The 17,859-nt window shown below is 71.4% G+C and carries 20 protein-coding genes; 12 read left to right on the forward strand and 8 right to left on the reverse strand.

Translation table 11 applies throughout. The features are described 5' to 3' along the window. Positions 1–359 precede the first annotated feature (359 nt). Positions 360–764: an SDR family NAD(P)-dependent oxidoreductase gene (locus tag ACSNN7_RS12925; protein ID WP_436680980.1), complete on the forward strand. Its 405-nt coding sequence runs from the start codon at positions 360–362 to the stop codon at positions 762–764. Between the two features lie 246 nt (positions 765–1,010). Here ACSNN7_RS12925 and ACSNN7_RS12930 read toward each other — a convergent pair whose 3' ends face one another. Further along, positions 1,011–1,694, reverse strand: coding sequence for a CHAP domain-containing protein (locus ACSNN7_RS12930; RefSeq protein WP_436680981.1), 684 nt, complete (start codon positions 1,692–1,694; stop codon positions 1,011–1,013). A 44-nt stretch (positions 1,695–1,738) separates the two neighbouring features. Next, positions 1,739–1,870 (reverse strand): hypothetical protein, encoded by a 132-nt coding sequence (locus tag ACSNN7_RS12935; RefSeq protein WP_436680982.1) that lies wholly within the window; start codon positions 1,868–1,870, stop codon positions 1,739–1,741. Between the two features lie 243 nt (positions 1,871–2,113). Between ACSNN7_RS12935 and ACSNN7_RS12940 the strand changes: the two genes are divergently transcribed. Further along, positions 2,114–3,037, forward strand: coding sequence for an RICIN domain-containing protein (locus ACSNN7_RS12940; protein WP_436680983.1), 924 nt, complete (start codon positions 2,114–2,116; stop codon positions 3,035–3,037). A gap of 212 nt (positions 3,038–3,249) precedes the next feature. Here the strand turns inward: ACSNN7_RS12940 and ACSNN7_RS12945 are convergent, their stop codons facing one another. Continuing rightward, entirely contained in the window at positions 3,250–3,723 is a 474-nt protein-coding gene (locus ACSNN7_RS12945) for a molybdenum cofactor biosysynthesis protein (protein WP_436680984.1), read from the reverse strand. Between the two features lie 178 nt (positions 3,724–3,901). Here ACSNN7_RS12945 and ACSNN7_RS12950 point away from each other — a divergent pair, with 178 nt between their 5' ends. From ACSNN7_RS12950 to ACSNN7_RS12980, 7 genes are all read left to right on the forward strand, one after another. Beyond that, positions 3,902–4,630, forward strand: a complete 729-nt coding sequence (locus ACSNN7_RS12950) for an alpha/beta fold hydrolase (RefSeq protein WP_436680985.1) — start codon at positions 3,902–3,904, stop codon at positions 4,628–4,630. Positions 4,631–4,774: 144 nt separating this feature from the next. Continuing rightward, positions 4,775–5,398, forward strand: a complete 624-nt coding sequence (locus tag ACSNN7_RS12955) for a TetR/AcrR family transcriptional regulator (protein ID WP_436680986.1) — start codon at positions 4,775–4,777, stop codon at positions 5,396–5,398. A gap of 167 nt (positions 5,399–5,565) precedes the next feature. Continuing rightward, positions 5,566–6,486, forward strand: a complete 921-nt coding sequence (locus tag ACSNN7_RS12960) for an alpha/beta fold hydrolase (protein ID WP_436680987.1) — start codon at positions 5,566–5,568, stop codon at positions 6,484–6,486. A 209-nt stretch (positions 6,487–6,695) separates the two neighbouring features. Then, positions 6,696–9,596, forward strand: a complete 2,901-nt coding sequence (locus ACSNN7_RS12965) for a ricin-type beta-trefoil lectin domain protein (protein WP_436680988.1) — start codon at positions 6,696–6,698, stop codon at positions 9,594–9,596. 151 nt (positions 9,597–9,747) lie between these two features. Continuing rightward, the gene (locus ACSNN7_RS12970) at positions 9,748–10,170 is read left to right on the forward strand and encodes a hypothetical protein (RefSeq protein ID WP_436680989.1); all 423 of its coding nucleotides are present in this window, start codon (positions 9,748–9,750) and stop codon (positions 10,168–10,170) included. A gap of 149 nt (positions 10,171–10,319) precedes the next feature. Beyond that, on the forward strand, positions 10,320–10,490 hold the full coding sequence (locus ACSNN7_RS12975) for a hypothetical protein (protein WP_436680990.1): 171 nt from the start codon (positions 10,320–10,322) through the stop codon (positions 10,488–10,490). Between the two features lie 186 nt (positions 10,491–10,676). Further along, positions 10,677–11,630 carry a TerC family protein gene (locus ACSNN7_RS12980; protein WP_436680991.1) on the forward strand — a complete coding sequence of 318 codons (954 nt, stop codon included), beginning with the start codon at positions 10,677–10,679 and terminating at the stop codon, positions 11,628–11,630. Positions 11,631–11,656: 26 nt separating this feature from the next. Here ACSNN7_RS12980 and ACSNN7_RS12985 read toward each other — a convergent pair whose 3' ends face one another. Continuing rightward, the gene (locus tag ACSNN7_RS12985) at positions 11,657–12,169 is read right to left on the reverse strand and encodes a MarR family winged helix-turn-helix transcriptional regulator (protein ID WP_436680992.1); all 513 of its coding nucleotides are present in this window, start codon (positions 12,167–12,169) and stop codon (positions 11,657–11,659) included. 109 nt (positions 12,170–12,278) lie between these two features. Here ACSNN7_RS12985 and ACSNN7_RS12990 point away from each other — a divergent pair, with 109 nt between their 5' ends. Genes ACSNN7_RS12990 through ACSNN7_RS13000 form a run of 3 tightly spaced genes read left to right on the forward strand, consistent with a single transcriptional unit; the run spans position 12,279 to position 15,121 of the window. Continuing rightward, complete coding sequence (locus ACSNN7_RS12990) at positions 12,279–13,328, forward strand: LLM class flavin-dependent oxidoreductase (RefSeq protein WP_436680993.1); 1,050 nt, start codon at positions 12,279–12,281, stop codon at positions 13,326–13,328. Continuing rightward, positions 13,321–14,352 carry an LLM class flavin-dependent oxidoreductase gene (locus tag ACSNN7_RS12995; RefSeq protein ID WP_436680994.1) on the forward strand — a complete coding sequence of 344 codons (1,032 nt, stop codon included), beginning with the start codon at positions 13,321–13,323 and terminating at the stop codon, positions 14,350–14,352. Before ACSNN7_RS12990 ends, ACSNN7_RS12995 begins: the two co-directional genes overlap by 8 nt. A gap of 40 nt (positions 14,353–14,392) precedes the next feature. Continuing rightward, complete coding sequence (locus tag ACSNN7_RS13000) at positions 14,393–15,121, forward strand: NADPH-dependent F420 reductase (protein WP_436680995.1); 729 nt, start codon at positions 14,393–14,395, stop codon at positions 15,119–15,121. 19 nt (positions 15,122–15,140) lie between these two features. Here ACSNN7_RS13000 and ACSNN7_RS13005 read toward each other — a convergent pair whose 3' ends face one another. The 4 genes from ACSNN7_RS13005 to ACSNN7_RS13020 all read right to left on the reverse strand — a co-directional run bounded on the left by ACSNN7_RS13005 (position 15,141) and on the right by ACSNN7_RS13020 (position 17,653). After that, on the reverse strand, positions 15,141–15,305 hold the full coding sequence (locus tag ACSNN7_RS13005) for a hypothetical protein (protein WP_436680996.1): 165 nt from the start codon (positions 15,303–15,305) through the stop codon (positions 15,141–15,143). 93 nt (positions 15,306–15,398) lie between these two features. Beyond that, positions 15,399–15,605 (reverse strand): helix-turn-helix domain-containing protein, encoded by a 207-nt coding sequence (locus tag ACSNN7_RS13010; protein ID WP_107256509.1) that lies wholly within the window; start codon positions 15,603–15,605, stop codon positions 15,399–15,401. After that, entirely contained in the window at positions 15,605–16,039 is a 435-nt protein-coding gene (locus ACSNN7_RS13015) for a DUF2975 domain-containing protein (RefSeq protein WP_436680997.1), read from the reverse strand. Before ACSNN7_RS13015 ends, ACSNN7_RS13010 begins: the two co-directional genes overlap by 1 nt. Positions 16,040–16,105: 66 nt before the next feature. Next, positions 16,106–17,653: a flavin-containing monooxygenase gene (locus tag ACSNN7_RS13020; RefSeq protein WP_436680998.1), complete on the reverse strand. Its 1,548-nt coding sequence runs from the start codon at positions 17,651–17,653 to the stop codon at positions 16,106–16,108. Positions 17,654–17,859 lie beyond the last annotated feature (206 nt).

Genomic DNA, 17,859 nt, shown 5'->3' on the forward strand with positions numbered 1-17,859 from the left:
CCCCCCCCCCCCCCCCCCCCCCCCCCCCCCCCCCCCCCCCCCCCCCCCCCCCCCCCCCCCGCCGTGCTTCCGCCGTGCTTCCGCCGTGCTGCGCCGGGACAACCCTCGCGGGCGTGACGCCTGCGCCCATTCCTCGCATCGTCCACCCCCACCGTGCCGGCGCCCGGTCCTCGCTCCAACCGATCGGTACAGAAATTTGGAATCGCCCGGTCGCCTGCCAGCTTGTTGTGTACCAGCTGTTACATAAGTCGAGCCACGCTGGCCGGGGCGGGAACTCGCCGCGCTGCCACCGCAGCTCGGCTGCCACACCAACTGATCAACCCCATTCCGTCGCACGACCTCATACAAGGAGCACCACAGTGGGACAGCTCAACGGCAAGACCGCGCTGGTCACCGGTGGCACCACCGGTATCGGGCTGGCGGCAGCCCGCCGCTTCGCCGCCGAAGGCGCACACGTCTTCATCACCGGACGCCGCCAGCAGCAGCTGGACGAGGCCGTCGCGGCCATCGGCGCAGCCGCCACCGGCATCCGCAGCGACGTGAGCAACCTCGACGACCTCGACCGCGTCATCGACGCGATCACCGCCCACGGCACCGGCCTGGACGTGCTCTTCGCCAACGCCGGCGGCGGCGAATTCGCTCCCCTGGGCAACATGACGCTGAGGCCCGCACCGCCACCGCCACCGCCACCCCGACCACCCACCGCCCGCTGCTGGCCTGGGCCATCGGGATCACCGCGTGCAGTCACGCCATCGATCCCCTGACCTACCGGCGCGCCCACGAGCCCCGCCGGCTCGCCCCGGAGTACGCCGGCCAGACGCTGCCCGCCCGCCGGATGCTCCGCCTCGACCGCACACGGGGCGTTGGTAAGAACCGCGACACCAGGGGCCAATTAGGAGACGTGCAGCCCGGCGGCGAGCCACGCCGCGGCGGCTTCGGCCGCGCCGGGGTGGTGCGGTGCGAGTCTGCCGGGGGCGAGCCGAACGGCCCGCCCCCGGCTAACCTGCTGCCTACTTCGCCGCCGGCGAGGCGTAGCCGACAATGGAAGTGTTCGACGGGTACCACTTCACGTGGGTGACGCCATCGGATTGGTTCCCGCCGACAACGTAGAAATAGCCTTTTGCCACTGTGTCTGCGTAATACGAGGTAACGATGGCAACGTGATCCGTCTCGCCGCCGTTATAGTTGAAAACCACAGCGTCGCCCTTGCGGGGGGTATAGCCGCTGCTCCTGGAGTGCCAGGTGCCATTGTTGTTGCCATAGGTGATGAAACTTGATGAGTGCGGCGTGAGCCCCGAGTATTCGGCCGTGCCCCAGTAGAAGGCGTACTTCGCGAAGTCCGCGCACCAGGCCCGGGAACGCCAGCTCACCGGCTTTGATTGCTTGACGCCACCGCTGTACATGGTGCCCGAGGTGGTTTTGGCGGGGCTGCAGGCGGCCGAAAAGTGGCTGGTCCTGCGGTCGTTGTCCGGGTCGGTCCAGAACCCGGTGTAGTAGTTGCAGTCTTCGTTGCCGGCCTCCGATCGGCGGACCGAAACCGTTGTGCTGGTGGAGGTGTACTGCTCCCAGGCGATGTTGCCCACGTCGATGCCGAGCTGGGTGTCACCGGCGGCGTGAGCCGTGCCCGTGCCGATGAACGTGACGGACGCCGCCGCGACTGCGGCAACCAGCGCCGCACGAATTGCTTTTCTCATGGATGTCTCCTGTGTGAAGTGTCCAACGGGGGATGGTGGCCGGTTCAGAGCCAGTAGCCGCATGTGCGGTTGGTGTTGGCATCGCTGGTGCAGACCTTGAGGTAGACGCCGGTCTTGTGGTAGCCGTGCCACTCCCCCGCCAGGGCCGTCCAAAGTCTTCGCTGCGTCGCTTTCATCAGTGCCCTTTCCGGAAGGTTGTTTGTCCGGTCGAGGCTTACCTAGCCGATCACGTCCGGCAATGGGTCGCTCCAGTCCCGGACAGGCGTAGCACTGTCCGGGCTGGCCAGGAGCTTGTCCGGCCTGCCGGTCCGGGCGATGCCGCTAACGCAGTTTGAACTCGGTGGTCACCTCCGGCAGTATGGAGGCTGATGGATGCGAAAAGTGTTCGGCCGGACGTAGCTCGCGATAAGGCTGAGTTCGTGCGGCTCCTGCGGCTGATGAAAGACCAGTCCGGGTACACGTTCCGGCAGCTCGAGCACCGGGCGGCGAGCCACGGCGAGGTTCTGGCCCGCAGCACCGTAGCGGACATGCTGAGTCGGCCGGGCCTGCCTCGCGCGGAATTGCTGGCGGCCTTCGTTCGTGCGTGCACGGGGGACGACAACCAGGTCGCCGCCTGGTTGGCCACCCTCAATCGGTTGGCCAACGAAACCGCGGCGGACGGGAAGGAGTCACCGCCCGGGCACTCGGATCATGCCACCGGTCAGGGTGCTCCCCAGCGGCCCCGCGCGGTCCTCTGGCGTACGTTGGTCAGGGCCGCCGCAGGTGCGGCGGTGGCGGCGCTGCTCGCAGTGGGCGGTTGGCTGTTGGTCCGCGACACCGAAGAGTCGCTGGTCACCCGGGAAGTTGGCCCGGCGCCCAAGAGCCGGCTGGCGCTGCCCCCCGGTGGCAGTGTCGTGCGCATTTACCCCGCGCGGACACCGGCGCTCTGCGTGACCGAGGGGCGGGAGCACACCGGACGCTACGACGCGGCCGTCGCGGTGCAACGATCGTGCGAGGACGCCGAGCCGCCCAGGACGCTGCTCGTGCCGGTCGACGGAGACCGCTTCCAGATCAAGTGGAGCCACCCGCAGCATGGAGTGGGTTGCCTGACTGTGCTGACCAGCGGCTCGGCGGCGGGCATGCTCGAACCCCGGAATGACTGCGCAGGTGGGCCAAAGCAAGTGTTCCGGGTCGAGCCGGTCGCCGCTCCGCTGGAGGGCTACCGGCTCCGCCCCGTGCATAGCGAGCTCTGCCTCGGCATTCGTGGCGACGAGACGGTCAGTGGTGCCGAACTCGTGCAGGAGCCGTGCACAGGCGAGGGCGATCAGACGTTCCGCGTTGACGTCCTGGCGTCCGCTTCCTGAACCGGCGGGTCTCGATCACGATGCTACCCGCCGACGTCGTCCGCGTAGGTTTCCGCTCCGGCCGGACGACGACTGATCTCGCTTACCGGGACCTTTCCGAGCGTTGGTCCCAGACGCCGCCCGACCGCTACCCGACCCACACCGGGACCGTGGGACCCGTCGGGTGACCCGGCCGGGGCGAGCCATCTGGCTCGCCCCGGCCGCGGTGTCCCCTAGCTCTCGACGAGGACGTCCACCGGGCCGATCCGCAGGGTGCCGTCGTTCAGCGGCGTGCAGCGCACACCGCCCCGACGGCGCAGGGCCTGCCAGGCGCCGGGGCCGATCGTCACGTCCATCCAGGCGCACGGGTTGGCCGGCCGGTTGACCCGCAGCCGGACCGGGCCGTCCCCCGAGTCGAGGACGAGCACCGAGCCGATCAGCTCGTCCACCGCGATGCCGGTGGTCAGGATGTTGCGCCGGACCTGCACCAGGTCGACGCCCGGTGGCAACGACTCCTGGGCGATCACGGTCACGCTCGCCGCGCGGTGCGCCGGCCGACCGAAGTACCGGTCGCCGACGATGCCCAGCTCGGCCCGGAGCTGGACCTCGGTCACCAGCTCGCCGGGCGGGGCCGGTGACGGGCCGTCGGCGGGCCGGCCCTGGTAGCGGTGTACCGGCGAGGCCAGCAGCTGGACGATGCGCGGCACAGCGGGGATTCTACGGAGCCGGGCAGGCCTCCCGGGCACACTCGGGCGAGCGCGGGAAGCTGGTCGGCGGCGGTGCGGAAAGGCCCGTCTTCCCGTACCGCGCTGGCTACCCTCGGTAGTTGACCGGTGTCGGCGTGGATCCTCGTCCGCGCCGCACGACTGCCATGGGGGGAACCAGATGGCCACAGCATCGAGCGGCGCACCGACCGTCGTCCTGGTCCACGGCGCCTTCGCCGACAGCTCGGGGTGGAACGGCGTGGTCGAGCGTCTCCAGGCCGCGGGCATCACGGTCAAGGCCGTGCCGAACCCGCTGCGCGGGATCAACGAGGACGCCGCGTACGTCGCGAGCGCGCTGAAGCAGACCGAGGGCCCGGTGCTGGCCGTGGGCCACTCGTACGGCGGTGCAGTCATCACCAACGCCGCCTCCCAGGTCGACAACGTGGTCGGCCTGGTCTACGTCGCCGCCTTCGCCCCCGACGAGGGCGAGACCCTGCTGGCGATCGAGGGCGACTCGAAGGACAGCGTGCTCACCTCCGCGTTGCTGGAGGTGAAGTACCCGACCGCGCAGGGCACCGAGACGGAGTTCCTCATCGACCCGGCGAAGTTCCACCACGCGTTCGCCGCCGACGTGTCGAAGAAGGACGCCGCCGTCATGGCGGCCACCCAGCGGCCCGTCTCGGCGCTGGCGTTCGGCCAGCCCACCGGGACGCCGGCCTGGCGCAACCTGCCGTCCTGGGCCGCGATCCCCGCCAGCGACAGAGCCGCCGGCAGCGACGTCCTGCGGACCATGGCGCAGCGGGCCGGGGCGACCATCACCGAGGTCGAGGGCTCCCACGTGATCATGGTCAGCCAGCCTCAGGCCGTCACGGACGTGATCATGCAGGCGCTCGACGGCGTCAAGGGCTGAGCACGCCGCCGGCCCGTCGGTCCCGGGTGTCGGTGGCGCCGTAGCGGAGCGCTCGGCGCCACCCGGCCCACGACCTGACCAGGTGCGGTTCTGTACCGATCGGTCGCGCCGGAGCTACCATGGTGCCCGGGAGGGGGTGGCGCCATGCCGCAACGGGGCCGGCCGCGAGGCTTCGACGCCGAGGAGGCGTTGGACCGCGCGAAGGACGTGTTCTGGCGCCAGGGTTACGAGGGCGCCTCCCTGGCCGACCTGACCGCCGCGATGGGCATCAACAAGCCCAGCCTCTACGCGGCCTACGGCAGCAAGGAGGAGCTCTTCCGCAAGGTCGTGACCCGGTACGCCGAGCGGGACATGGCGTACGCGCGCGGCGCGCTCGCCCAGCCGACCGCGTACGAGGTGGTGGCGACCCTGCTGCGCGAGAACGTGCTCGCCCTGACCCGCTCCGACTGCCCGGCCGGCTGCCTGTCGATCCAGGGCGGCACCGCCGGTGGCACCGACAGCGCCCCGGTCGCCGAGTTCCTCGCCGCCAGCCGGCTGACCGGTGAGCGCGCCCTCGCCGAGCGCCTCGCCCGCGCCGTGGCCGAGGGCGACCTGCCCGCGGACGCGGACCCGGCGGCGCTGGCCCGGTTCGTCGCGGTGGTCACCGAGGGGCACGCCGTGCACGCCGCGGCCGGGGTCTCCCGCGCCGACCTCCAGCAGTCCGCCGAGATCGCGCTGGCCGGTTTCGCCGCGGCGGCGGGGGTGGCGTCGCCGACCGCCGCCCGCTGACCCGCCCGGCCCCGGCCGGTTGCGCCGATCGCCCGATCCGGCCCCGCCCCGGTCACTAGCGTGGGAGACGGCGGCAGCCCGCCGGCGCGCGCCCGGACGGCCCGCGAGGCGGCGGACCGGTCGGCCGGGGGTCGACCGGTCCGCCACCGCAGATCCGAGGTGGTGACATGTCCGACGCACTGCCCGGGCTCGGCCCGGTCCGGCACGTACGCACCGACGTGCTCGACGTCGGCTACCTGGAGCTGGGACCGGCCGAGGGTGATCCGGTGCTGCTGCTGCACGGCTTCCCGTACGACGTGCACGCCTACGCCGAGGTGGCCCCGCGGCTCGCGGCCGAGGGGCACCGGGTGGTCGTACCCTGGCTGCGCGGACACGGGCCGACCCGGTTCCTTGATCCCGCCACGCCCCGTTCCGGTCAGCAGGCGGCGCTCGGCGCGGACGTCGTGGCGCTGCTGGACGCGCTGGACCTGCCCCGGGCGGTCCTGGCCGGCTACGACTGGGGCGGCCGGGCCGCCTGCGTCGTCGCCGCCCTGTGGCCCGAGCGCTGTGCGGGACTGGTGTCCGTCAACAGCTACCAGATCCTCGACATCGCCGCCGCCGGGAAGCCGCTGCGCCCCGAGCTGGAGGCCGGCTTCTGGTACTTCTTCTACTTCACCACCGACCGGGGCCGAGCCGGTCTGGCCGCCCACCGCCGCGACATCGCCCGGGTCATCTGGACCCGGAACTCGCCCCGGTGGCGCTTCGACGACGCCGTCCTGGACCGGAGCGCCGAGTCCTTCGACAACCCCGACTACGTCGACGTGGTGGTGCACGGCTACCGGCACCGCCTCGGCCTGGCCGACGGCGACCCCCGCTACGCCGACATCGAGTCGCGGCTGGCCGGGCTGCCCCCGGTCCGGGTGCCGGCGGTGACCCTGGACGGCACCGCCGACGGCAACTTCCCGGCCACCGACGGCAGCCCCACCGCCCGGTACTTCGCCGGCCCCCGCCGCCACCACCAGGTGCCCGACGCCGGGCACAACCTCCCCCAGGAGGCCCCGGAGGCGTTCGCCGCCGCGGTCCGCGAGGTGACCGGGCTGGGGGCCTGACCGCCACCCCGCCCGCGGCATCCCCGTCGGCGCGCACTCCTTCGCGAGCTGCCGTCCGACATTCCGAAGAATTTCGAAAACTTTCGATTTCGTGCGGCCTACTTCTGTTCACTTTTAACGAAAGACGTTAATGTCTTGGCCACCCCCACGGTGCTCCTCGAGGCGGCGGCGGAAGTAGCACCGAGCTCGCCACCATGCTCGGAGGTCCCGTGTCTCGCGTCCCGCAACGATGCCTGCTCGTCGCCGCCACCGCCCTGCTCACCGCACTCGCCGCCGCCGTACCCTCGGGGGCGCTCGCCCATCCCGGCCACCCGCACCCCGCCGCCGAGCCGGCCCCGCCGCAGGCGGCGGCCGTGGCGGCGGCCGTCCCGCCGACCAGCGGATTCGAGAAGATCACCCTCGACAGCGGACTCAGCATGGGTGAGCCGATCGAACTGGCCGTGCTGCCCGACGGCAAGGTGCTCTACATCAACCGGGGCACCAGCGCCGGCGGCGGCCAGGTCCGGCTCTTCAACCCCGCCACGAAGGCGACCACGGTCGCGCTCACCCTCGCCCTCGACGCCCGGTTCGAGGACGGCCTGATCGGCATCACCGTGCACCCGAACTTCGCCACCAACCGCTGGGTCTACCTCTTCTACTCGCCCAAGGTCACCCCGCTGGTCAACCGGATCTCCCGGTTCACGTTCAATCCGTCCACCCTGGTGCTCGACCCGGCCAGCGAGGACATGCTCATCGAATGGCCCACCGAACGCGACCTCTGCTGCCACTCCGCCGGCTCGATGAGCTGGGACAGCGGCGGCAACCTCTACTTCGCCGTCGGCGACAACACCAATTCCGGCGGCGACTCCGCCGGGATGGCCCCGATCGACGAACGGACCAGCCGCAACCCGCAGTACGACGCCCAGCGCACCTCCGGCAACACCAACGACCTGCGGGGCAAGATCAACCGCATCCACCCGGAGAACGACGGCAGCTACACCATCCCGTCGGGCAACCTCTTCCCCGTCGGCACCGCCAAGACCCGCCCCGAGATCTACGTGATGGGGGTACGCAACCCGTACCGGATCTGGGTCGACCGCGAGGCGGACAACACCCTCTACTGGGGCGAGGTCGGTCCGGACGCCGGCGCCGACCTGGCGAACCGGGGACCGGCCGCCTACGACGAATTCAACCGGGCCACCGGGCCCGGCAACTACGGCTGGCCCTACTGCGGGGGCCCGAACGTGGCCTACAACGACTGGGACTTCGCCGCGAACGCGCCGCGTGGCTGGTTCCCCTGTGGTGGCTCGACCGGTCCGGTCAACGACTCGCCCCGCAACACCGGCCTGAACCAGCTTCCGCCGACCAAGCCGGCGCTGGTCTGGGAGCAGCACGGCGGCAGCGAGGACTGGCCGGCGCTGGACAACCCGGGCGGCTGCGGCTCGCCGGCCCACACCGAGGTCTACCACTACGACCCGAACCTGAACTCCGACGTCAAGTGGCCGGCGTACTACGACAACAAGTGGCTGATCTCCGAGTACTGCCGCAACTGGATCAAGGAGGTCCAGTTCGACAACGGCAACCCGGCCACCGGCGCGCCGACGGTGATCGAGCCGGTGCTCGCCGGCATGACGTTCGTGCACCCGATCGACGCGGAGTTCGGCCCGGACGGCTCGCTCTACCTGCTGGAGTACGGCAGCGGCTGGTTCTCCGGCGCCACCGACGCCGGGCTCTACAAAATCAACTACGTCCAGGGTGGCCGGTCGCCGGTGGCCAAGGCGGCGGTGAACAAGGACAACGGTCTCGCGCCGCTGGCGGTGACCTTCTCCAGCGCCGGCAGCTCCGACCCCGACGGCGACCCGCTGACGTACGCCTGGGACTTCACCGACAACGGCAGCGTCGACTCGACGGCGGCCAACCCGTCGTTCACGTACCCCTCGAACGGGAGCTTCAACGCCCGGCTGACGGTGAGCGACGGCACCGGACGCAGCGGCACCACCACGGTGCCGATCGTGGTCGGCAACAACCGGCCGACGGTGACCCTGAACGGCCTGCCCGCGGGTGGCCTCTTCGACTGGGGTCAGGACCTGACCGTCTCCGCCTCGGCCAGTGACCCGCAGGACGGCACCCCGGCCTGCTCGGCGGTGGTGGTCCGGGCCGCGCTCGGGCACCAGGAACACGCCCACGAGGAGGGTGAGGGCACCGGTTGCGGGGCGACCTTCAACACCGGCCCGGTGCACGCGGGCCCGGACTCGGTGCTCTTCTTCGTGCTGCGCGGCAGCTACACCGACAAGGGCGCGACGGGTTCCGCGCCACTGACCGGCGAGCGGGAGATCAGCCTCTACCCCAAGCAGTGGCAGGCCGAGCACTACGTCACGCTCAACGGGCCGAAGGTGATCGACCAGAGCGCGGCCCAGGGCGGCAAGCGACTCGGTGACATCCAGAACGGGGAGAACGTCCGGCACCACGCGGTCAGCCTGAAGGGCATCACCGGGGTCAAGGCCCGGGTCTCCTCCGGCGGCGCCGGGGGCACGGTCTCCTTCCGGTACGACTCCCCCACCGGCACCGAGGTCGCCCGGCTCGCGGTGCCCAACACCGGCGGCTGGGACAACTACACCGAACTGAGCACCACGGTGACCAGGCCGGACGACGGCACCCACGACCTGTACCTGGTGTTCACCGGCGGCGCCGGCGCGCTGCTCGACGTCGACAGCTACACCTTCACCGGCCCCGGCGTGGGCACCGGCGGGGCCCGCACCGGCGAGATCAAGGGGCTGGGCAAGTGCGTCGACATCAGCTCCAGCCAGACCGCCGACGGCACCAGGGTGCAGGTGTGGACGTGCAACGGCACCGCCGCCCAGCGGTGGACGCTGCCCGGCGACGGCACCGTCCGCGGCCTGGACAAGTGCCTGGACGTCAAGAGCAGCGGCACCACTAACGGCACCCCGGTCCAGCTCTGGACGTGCAACGGCACCGGCGCCCAGCAGTGGGCGGCGCAACCCGACGGCAGCCTGAAGAACCCGCAGTCGGGCCGCTGCCTCGACATCCCGGCCTCCAACACCACCGACGGCACCCAGTTGCAGATCCACGACTGCAACGGCACCGGCGCGCAGCACTGGACCCTGCCCTGACCCACCGGCACCGGGCCGGGGCGCGCCGTCGCCCCGGCCCACCGCCGACCGGGCCGGCACGCAGCCGGATCGCCCGTCGTCGACTGCTGCCGTACCTGCGCCGGGGTGCGACGATGACAGCAACGGCACCCTGGCCGGACGGAGGACTGTCGTGGCAGACCGAGACGACCCGACGACGAACCGGCCGCGGCACCGGGTGGACCGCACCGCGGTCCCGCACCTGCTGGCGATGGTGATCTTCGGACTGCTCGCCTGGTCCGGGGCCGGCATGCTCCGCCAGGGGGTGGACGGGCTCGCCGTGCCCTCGCTGATGATCGGGGCCGCCGGTGCTGCCGGCGCCCTGCTGACGGTGACGGGCGGCGCGTCCCGGCACCCCGGACGCCGCCCCCACCGGCTCGTCCGGGGGGCGATGGTGCTGGTGGCCGTCGCCGCCGTGCTGACCGGCGCGGCGCTCGCCCCGAGCGGGATGGACCGGGGCTTCGTCATCTCCGTGGACGCGGTCCTCGCCGGCGCGCTGGCCTCGTACGCCCTGCTGGGCAGCGAGCGGCGCCGTACCGCTCGACTGCCCGGCTGACCGCGCACCGTCGCCGCGGTCGCGCCGCCCGTACCGGCTGGTCGTGCTGCCACCCGGCTCCCTCGACCGGCACGTACCGGGCGGAAACGGGACCGACCGGCCGGCCGGCCGCGTAGCGTGGGCGACACGAGCGGCAGCAGGAGGGTGACGTGACGGAGCCGGAGGAAAACCGGGAGAAGACCGGCAAGACCGACCGGGTGCTGTACTCCCCCGACGGGGATCCTCACCACACCATGGCGCAGGCGCCCCAACCCGACGAGCACCCGCCGGTGACCGTCACGCACGACGACCGGACCGAGGTCGTCGACGACGAGCAGTGACCGGCCGAGGCGCCGCCGGGTCACTGTCCCCATTCGGCGCCGGGCAGGTTCGGCCGTCGGTGACGCCGCACTGCCCCACCGGGAACTCGCCGCCGGCGTGGGCGTCGGCCGGTAGCCGCTGCCCGAACAGCCCGCCGCGGCACGACAGCCATCGGCCAGGCCTCGGGTGGATGCGGAGGGCGCCAGTTGGACCAGGGGACGTTCAACGCTCCGCTCTGGGCCTGGGCCGCGGTCGGGGCGGTCATCGCGGTGATGCTCGCGGTGGACGTGCTCTCCCATCGCGACAACCACGTGATCGAGCTGCGCGAGGCGCTGATCTGGACCGGCGTCTGGATCGCCGCCGGACTGGCCTTCGGCCTGGTCGTCTGGGTGGGGTGGGGCGGCGAACCGGCGGTCGCGTACTACTCGGGCTACCTGCTGGAGAAGGCGCTCTCCATCGACAACGTCTTCGTCTTCGCGCTGCTCTTCGGCTACTTCCGGGTGCCCTCCGAATACCAGCACAAGGTGCTGTTCTGGGGCGTCGTCGGCGCGCTCGCGTTCCGGCTGCTGTTCATCTTCGCCGGGGCGGAGCTGCTGGACCGGCTGGCCTTCGCCGGATTCGTGCTCGGGGCCTTCCTGATCTGGACCGGGTGGCGCCTGGCGGTGCGCGGCGAGCCGGACGTGGACCCCGACCGCAACGTCGTGGTCCGGCTCTTCCGCAGGCTGGTCCCGACCGATCCGGACTACCACGGCGGCCGGTTCACCGTCCGGGTCGACGGCCGGCGCCGGGCGACGCTGCTACTGGTGGCGCTGGTGGCGATCGAGGCGACGGACGTGATCTTCGCGATCGACTCCGTGGCGGCGATCCTGGCCATCACCACCAACACGTTCCTCGTCTGGACGGCGACGGCGTTCGCGGTGCTGGGGCTGCGCAGCCTGTACTTCTGCCTGGCCGGGCTGCTGCGCCACTTCGGCCACCTGCGGTACGGGCTGGCGGTGCTGCTGGGGTTCGCCGGGGTCAAGCTGATCCTGGCCGACACGCCGGTGGGCAAGCTGCCGATCTGGCTCACCCTGCTGGTGGTGGTGCTCACCCTGTCGGTCGCGATCGGGTGGAGCGTGGTGAGCGTCCGCCGGGAGCGACGCCGGCACGCCCGCCGCTGAGGCGCGCCCGCCCGGTCGGTCTCCGGTCACGGGACGTCCGGCGGCGTCTGACCGGCGTGGCGCGGGTCGAGGTGCACCCGCAGCGCTGCGGCGATCTCGCCCGCCGCGCGAAGTTGCTCCGGGGTCAGCGCGTCGACGAAGAGTTCGCGAACGGCGCGCAGATGCGGAACCGTGGACCGCCGGAACGCCTCGGCTCCGGCCGGCGTGAGCAGGACCTCCGCCCCGCCGCGTTCGGTGGCGCACTCCTGGCGGCGGATGAGTCCGCGCCGCTCCATCCGCCCGAGGTGGTGGGAGAGCCGGCTGCGCTCCCAGCCGATGTGCGCCGCGAGCGCGGAGGACCGCAACTGCCGCTCCGGCGCCTCGGTGAGGGCGAGCAGTACGGAGTAGTCCCCCGGCGAGAGGGAAGACTCGACCTGGAGGCGGGACGCGAGGCGGGACCTGAGCGCCTCCGCCGTCTCGATGTACTCGCGCCAGGCCCGCAGCTCCTCCGCGGTCGGAAGTTGGCGACCCTTTCGCCGGTCGGGTGTGGCTTTCGTCATCTACCGCTCCTGGTTGACATGTCAATCCGAAGGCTAGCATGGTTGACGCGTCAATCGTCCGGGCTCCCGACGGCGGTCGTCGGCCGGGAGCGAGGGTGAGGAGGAGACGATGACAGCAAAAGGCTTCGAACTGGGGCTCAACTCGTTCGGGGAGGTGGCCACCGATCACGGCCGGGTCCTGAGCGACGCCGAGACCGTACGGCTGCTCGTCGACGAGGCGCGGCTCGCGGAGTCGGTCGGGCTCGACGTGTTCAGCGTGGGTGAGCACTACCGGGAGGGCCACACCGACTCGGCCACCCCGGTGCTGCTCGCGGCGATGGCGACGGCGACCGACCGGATCCGCCTCGGCACCTCGGTCACCGTGCTCAGCACGAACGACCCGGTCCGGCTCTACCACGAGTTCTCCACCCTCGACGCCGTGTCGAACGGCCGGGCCCAACTCGTTCTGGGGCGCGCGTCGGCGACCGAGTCGTTTCCGCTGTTCGGCTACGACCTCGCGGACTACGAGCGCCTGTTCGAGGAGAAGCTCGACCTCTTCGTCCGGCTGCAGCGGGAGGAAACCGTCACCTGGTCGGGTACGGTACGCAGCCCGCTGGTCGCACAGCGGCTGCACCCGCGAATGCGGCCGGGCGGCATCCCGACGTGGATCGGCGTCGGCGGGAGCCCGAACTCGGTGATCCGCGCCGCCCGTTACGGACTCCCCCTCATGATGGCGATCATCGGCGGGCGTCCGCAGCGGTTCGCCGGCCACGTCGACCTCTACCACCGGGCGCTGGAACAGTTCGGGCATCCCGTGCAGCCGATCGGGCAGCACTCGCTCGGCCTCGTCGCGGACACCGACGAGGAGGCCGTGGAGACCTGGTGGCGGTATTGGCAGCCGGTCGTGGCGGCGCTCGCCGAGGAACGCGGCTTCTACAAGCCGGACCGCAAGCGCTACGAGGCCGAGCTCAACCAGGGCGCGCTCTTCGTCGGTTCGCCGGAGACGGTCGCGCAGAAGATCGCCACGATGGCCCGCGACCTGCGGCTGAGCCGCTTCGACCTGAAGTACGACATCATGCACCTGCCTCGCGAGGCACGCGCGCGCACCATCGAACTGCTGGGCAGTGAGGTCGCGCCGCGGGTCCGGGAGCTGCTGGCGAAGGAGCCCCTCCATGTCTGATCTCGAGTTCGGCCTCGACACCTTCGGCGACGTGCCGGAGGACGACTCGGGCAAGCTCGTCTCCTACGCCGCGGCGATCCGCCAGGTCGTCGACGAGGCGGTGCTCGCCGACGAGCTGGGCGTCGACGTCATCGCCCTCGGCGAGCACCACCGGCCGGAGTACTCGGTGTCCACGCCGGAGACCGTGCTGGCGGGCATCGCCGGCCGCACCTCGCGGATCCGGCTCGCCTCCGGGGTGACCGTGCTGAGTTCCGACGACCCGGTCCGGGTGTTCCAGCGCTTCGCCACGGTGGATGCGTTGTCGAACGGCCGGGCCGAGGTCATCCTCGGGCGCGGCTCGTTCACCGAGTCCTTCCCGCTGTTCGGCTACGACCTGCGCGACTACGACGTGCTGTTCGAGGAGAAGATCGAACTCTTCGTGAAGCTGCTGGACGAGAAGCCGGTCACCTGGAGCGGCACCGTGCGTGCCCCGCTCGAGCAGGCCGACGTCTTCCCGAAGACGGAGTCGGGACGCCTCACCACCTGGGTGGGCGTCGGCGGCTCGCCGCAGTCGGTGGTGCGTACCGCCCAGTACGGCCTGCCGCTGATGCTCGCCATCATCGGCGGCGCCCCCGAGCGCTTCGCCCCCTACATCGACCTCTACCGGCGGGCGGCCGACCAGCTCGGCACCACCGCCCACCCGGTCGGGATGCACTCGCCCGGTTTCATCGCCGACACCGACGAGGAGGCAAAGGAGATCTACTGGCCGTACTACCGGGTCATGCGAGACCGGATCGGCGCGCTGCGAGGCTGGCCGCCGGTCCGCCGAGCGGAGTTCGACGCCGAGGTGGAGCACGGTTCGCTCTACATCGGCTCGCCGGAGACCGTGGCCCGGCGCGTGGCGCGGGCGGTCCGCAGCCTGGGCGTCGGCCGGTTCGACCTCATCTACACCGCCGGGGCGCAGCCGGTGAGCGCCCGGATGCGCGCCGTCGAACTGTACGGCACCAAGGTGATTCCCCTGGTCCGTGACATCCTGGCCGACTGAGCAGGCCCACGGACGCCCGATCGGCAACCGGAAGGACGACATGAACGACAGCGCCCCGAGCGGGCCGCAGACCCTCGGCATCCTCGGTGCCGGCAAGGTGGGCACCGTGCTCGCCCGGCTGGCTATCGCCGCCGGCTACCGGGTGCTCGTCGCCGGCTCCGGCGACCCGGCGAAGATCGCCCTCACCGTCGAGGTGCTCGCGCCGGGTGCGGTCGCCACCACCGCGGCCGACGCCGTGGCCGGCGCCGACATCGTCGTCCTCGCCCTTCCGCTGGGGAAGTACCGGACCATCCCCGCCGAGGGGTTGCGCGGCAAGCTCGTCGTCGACGCCATGAACTACTGGTGGGAGATCGACGGCATCCGCGACGACCTCACCAACCCGCGTACCTCGTCGAGCGAGACCGTCCAGGCGTTCCTGTCCGACTCCCGGGTGATCAAGGCGTTCAACCACATGGGGTACCACGATCTCGAGGACGGGGCGCGGCCGCGCGGCGCCGCCGACCGCAAGGCCATCGCCATCGCCGGCGACGACCCCGCTGACCTCGCCGCCGTCGCCGACCTCGTCGACCGGCTGGGCTTCGATCCGGTCGTCGCCGGCCCCCTCGCCGAGGGCGTACGGCTGGAGCCGGGCAGCGAGTTGTTCGGCGCCAACGTGAGCGCCGACGAGGTACGCGCCATGCTCGACCGCTTCCCCGAGTCCGAGCGTGGGCGGACCGTCGCCCTCGCCCGAGCGGCGACGCCCGACGAGGCGGGCCGGCCCGGAAGCTGACACCCGGCGGGCGAGGACGCTACCTGCTGCGTCGGACGAGCCGCACGCCGAACACCACCGCGCCGACGACCAGCACGACGCCCAGCAGCTGGAGGCCCGGCGAGTCGTCGGCCTCCCCCAGGACGACGCCGGCGACGCCGAGCGCGACGACGAGGACGGCGACCAGGGCGAGTAGGTACTTCATGGGGTCTCCTGTCGGAGGGCGGACCCACCGCCGAGGCCGGCGGTGGGCGGGGTCGACGTGGTCAGGGCGTGGCGCGCCAGGCGCCGGGGCGGTTCATTCCTCGACCCACTCGAGCAGGTCACCGGGCTGGCAGCCGAGCACCCGGCACATGGCCTCCAGGGTGCTGAAGCGAACCGCCTTCGCGCGGCCGTTCTTCAGCACCGCGACGTTCGCCGGGGTGAGCCCGACCCGCTCGGCGAACTCCCCCACGCTCATCTTGCGTTTGGCCAGCTCGACGTCGATGCGCACGACGATGGGCATCAGATCACCGCTTCCATGTCGGTCCGCAGCGTGGTGGCCTGCCGCAGCAGCGCGCGCATGACCACCATCAGCAGCCCCAGCACGGCGACGCCCACCAGCATCAGGAACAGCAGGAGCGGCAGGCCGGGGTCGGACGCGTTGAAACCGACATAGAGGAACACGCCCAGCAGCACCACCCAGGCTGCGGCGATCGCCCACACGATCACGTCCACCCACGCCAGCGAGGCGTCACTGAAGATGCGGTCCTTCTTGACCAGGGTGAGCAGCTTCCAGGTGGACACGATCACCACCTGGACGCACAGCACCCAGAAGACCGCGACGGCAGTCAGCGGCCACCTGAGGTAGGCGTGGTCCGGGGACTCCTCGGCCATGTGCGCGAACTGTCCGGGCAGGGAGAAGGTCTGCAACATGACCAGGATCCCGAACAACACCACGAGGAAGACTCTGAGCGGGGTTACGACCCGATGTTCTGTGAGCACCCATCGAGTATCAGTCGTATCCTATCGATTGTCAATCGATACGGCCCTCTCCTGCGACCGTCCGGCGGCCGACCGGTCCGCCGTCGCGGCGGTACGCCGGATCATCCGCGCCGTCACCGTGCGGTAGGAGCGCGGATTCACCGGGAGCAGCCACTGCCGGGCCCGGGCGGCACGGCCGAGGTTGAGCCCGAGCTCGTCGAGCACCTCGTCGATGTTGTGCATCGAGAACGGGATGACGTTCGTGCCGCGGGCGTGCTTGCCGCTGGTCCGCGCCGTCATCCAGGCCAGCCGCGTGCGCACCTCCTCGCGCATCCGGTCCGGTGACGGCAGCGTGATCCCGCCCCGGAGGTAGGCGGCCGTCCAGACCGCGGCCATCTCCGCGCTGAGCGGGCTGAAGAACGAGGAGTTGTAGCCGGCGAAGGTCAGGCGGGGCACGTCCGTCGGCAGGATCTGGCGGTACAGCATGAAGTTGCCGGCGTCGTCCTGGAGCCGGGCGTGCAGCGCCTCGCCGAAGAAGGGGACGTGCTGCCGGAAGCCGGTGCCACAGATCACCAGGTCCGCGGGGAGCACCGTGCCGTCGACGAGGCGGGCGGCCGGTCGTCCATCGTCGACCAGGAGCTCCCTGATCACCCGGTCGCGGTGCACGACGATCCTGCCGTCGGCGACGCGCTCGAAGAAGCCGTCCGTCGCCAGGCTGACGGTGCTGCGGGCGATGTCCTCGAAGGTCCCGTCCGGTACGAGGCCCAGCTCGCGCAGCTTGAGCTGCCGGGTGGCCACCGACCCGACACTGTCGAGCATCCTGCGGCGCAGGCCGTTGCCGGGACCGTGCAGGAACCGCTCGAAGCCCTTCGGGCTGATGTACCGGAACAGCGCCTCACCCATCCGGGTGAGCAGCAGGTACTTGTAGTTGAGCGCGCCGCCGAGCTTCTTGGGCATCTTCCAGAGCAGCTCGCGCGCCACGAGATGGGTCCGGGCGGCGACGTCGCTCAGCGGGATCGCCACGTCACACGACGACTTCCCGTACCCGACGACGAGGACGTTCCGTCCCCGGGCGGCCTCGAGGTCGTGGAACTCCCCCGACGCCAGGACCCGTCCCCCGGCGGCGGTGAAGTCCGCCAGGCCGGCGAAGGACGGGACGAGGGGGTCGGAGAAGATGCCGTTGGCGACGACGAGGTGGTCGTACCGCTCCACGGTCACGGCGTCCTGCGGGCCCGTCGGTCGGGACGCGATCAGCCACGCGGTCTCGTCGTCCACGAGCTCGGCGGAAACGACCTCCGTGGACAGCCGCAGGACGGCGTGGAGCCCGAACGTCTCCGCGTAGCTCTCCAGGTACTGCTGGACCTGCTCGCCGGTCGGCCACTCCGGATAGTGCGCGGGCATGGGCAGGTCGGAGAGGTGGTAGGTGCCCTTGTTGTTCTGCGTGCGCAGCCCGGGGTATCGCCGGGTACGGCTCCACACTCCGCCGACGTCGGGTGCCTTCTCGAACACGGTGACCTCGAAGCCGCTCTGGCGCAGCACCTTGGCGGCGCTCAGTCCGGCAAAACCCGCGCCGACGATGGCGATCCTCATGACAGCCTCCCCAAGAGACGTGACCCGGTGACGGGGCCGCGGCGACAGGAATGCGGCGGCGATCGGACGCTAACGAGCCCGGCACAGCGGCCGCTATCCGATGGACGCGAGGCTTGTCCGGGCGGCGCAACCGGCCGGCGACGACGCCCGGTTCCCGCCCACCGGAGTGCTTCCTGTCGGATCTGCGGCTCTCCCGCGCGGCGCGC

The organism is Micromonospora sp. URMC 105 (assembly GCF_051386295.1).
Lineage (GTDB): Bacteria > Actinomycetota > Actinomycetes > Mycobacteriales > Micromonosporaceae > Micromonospora.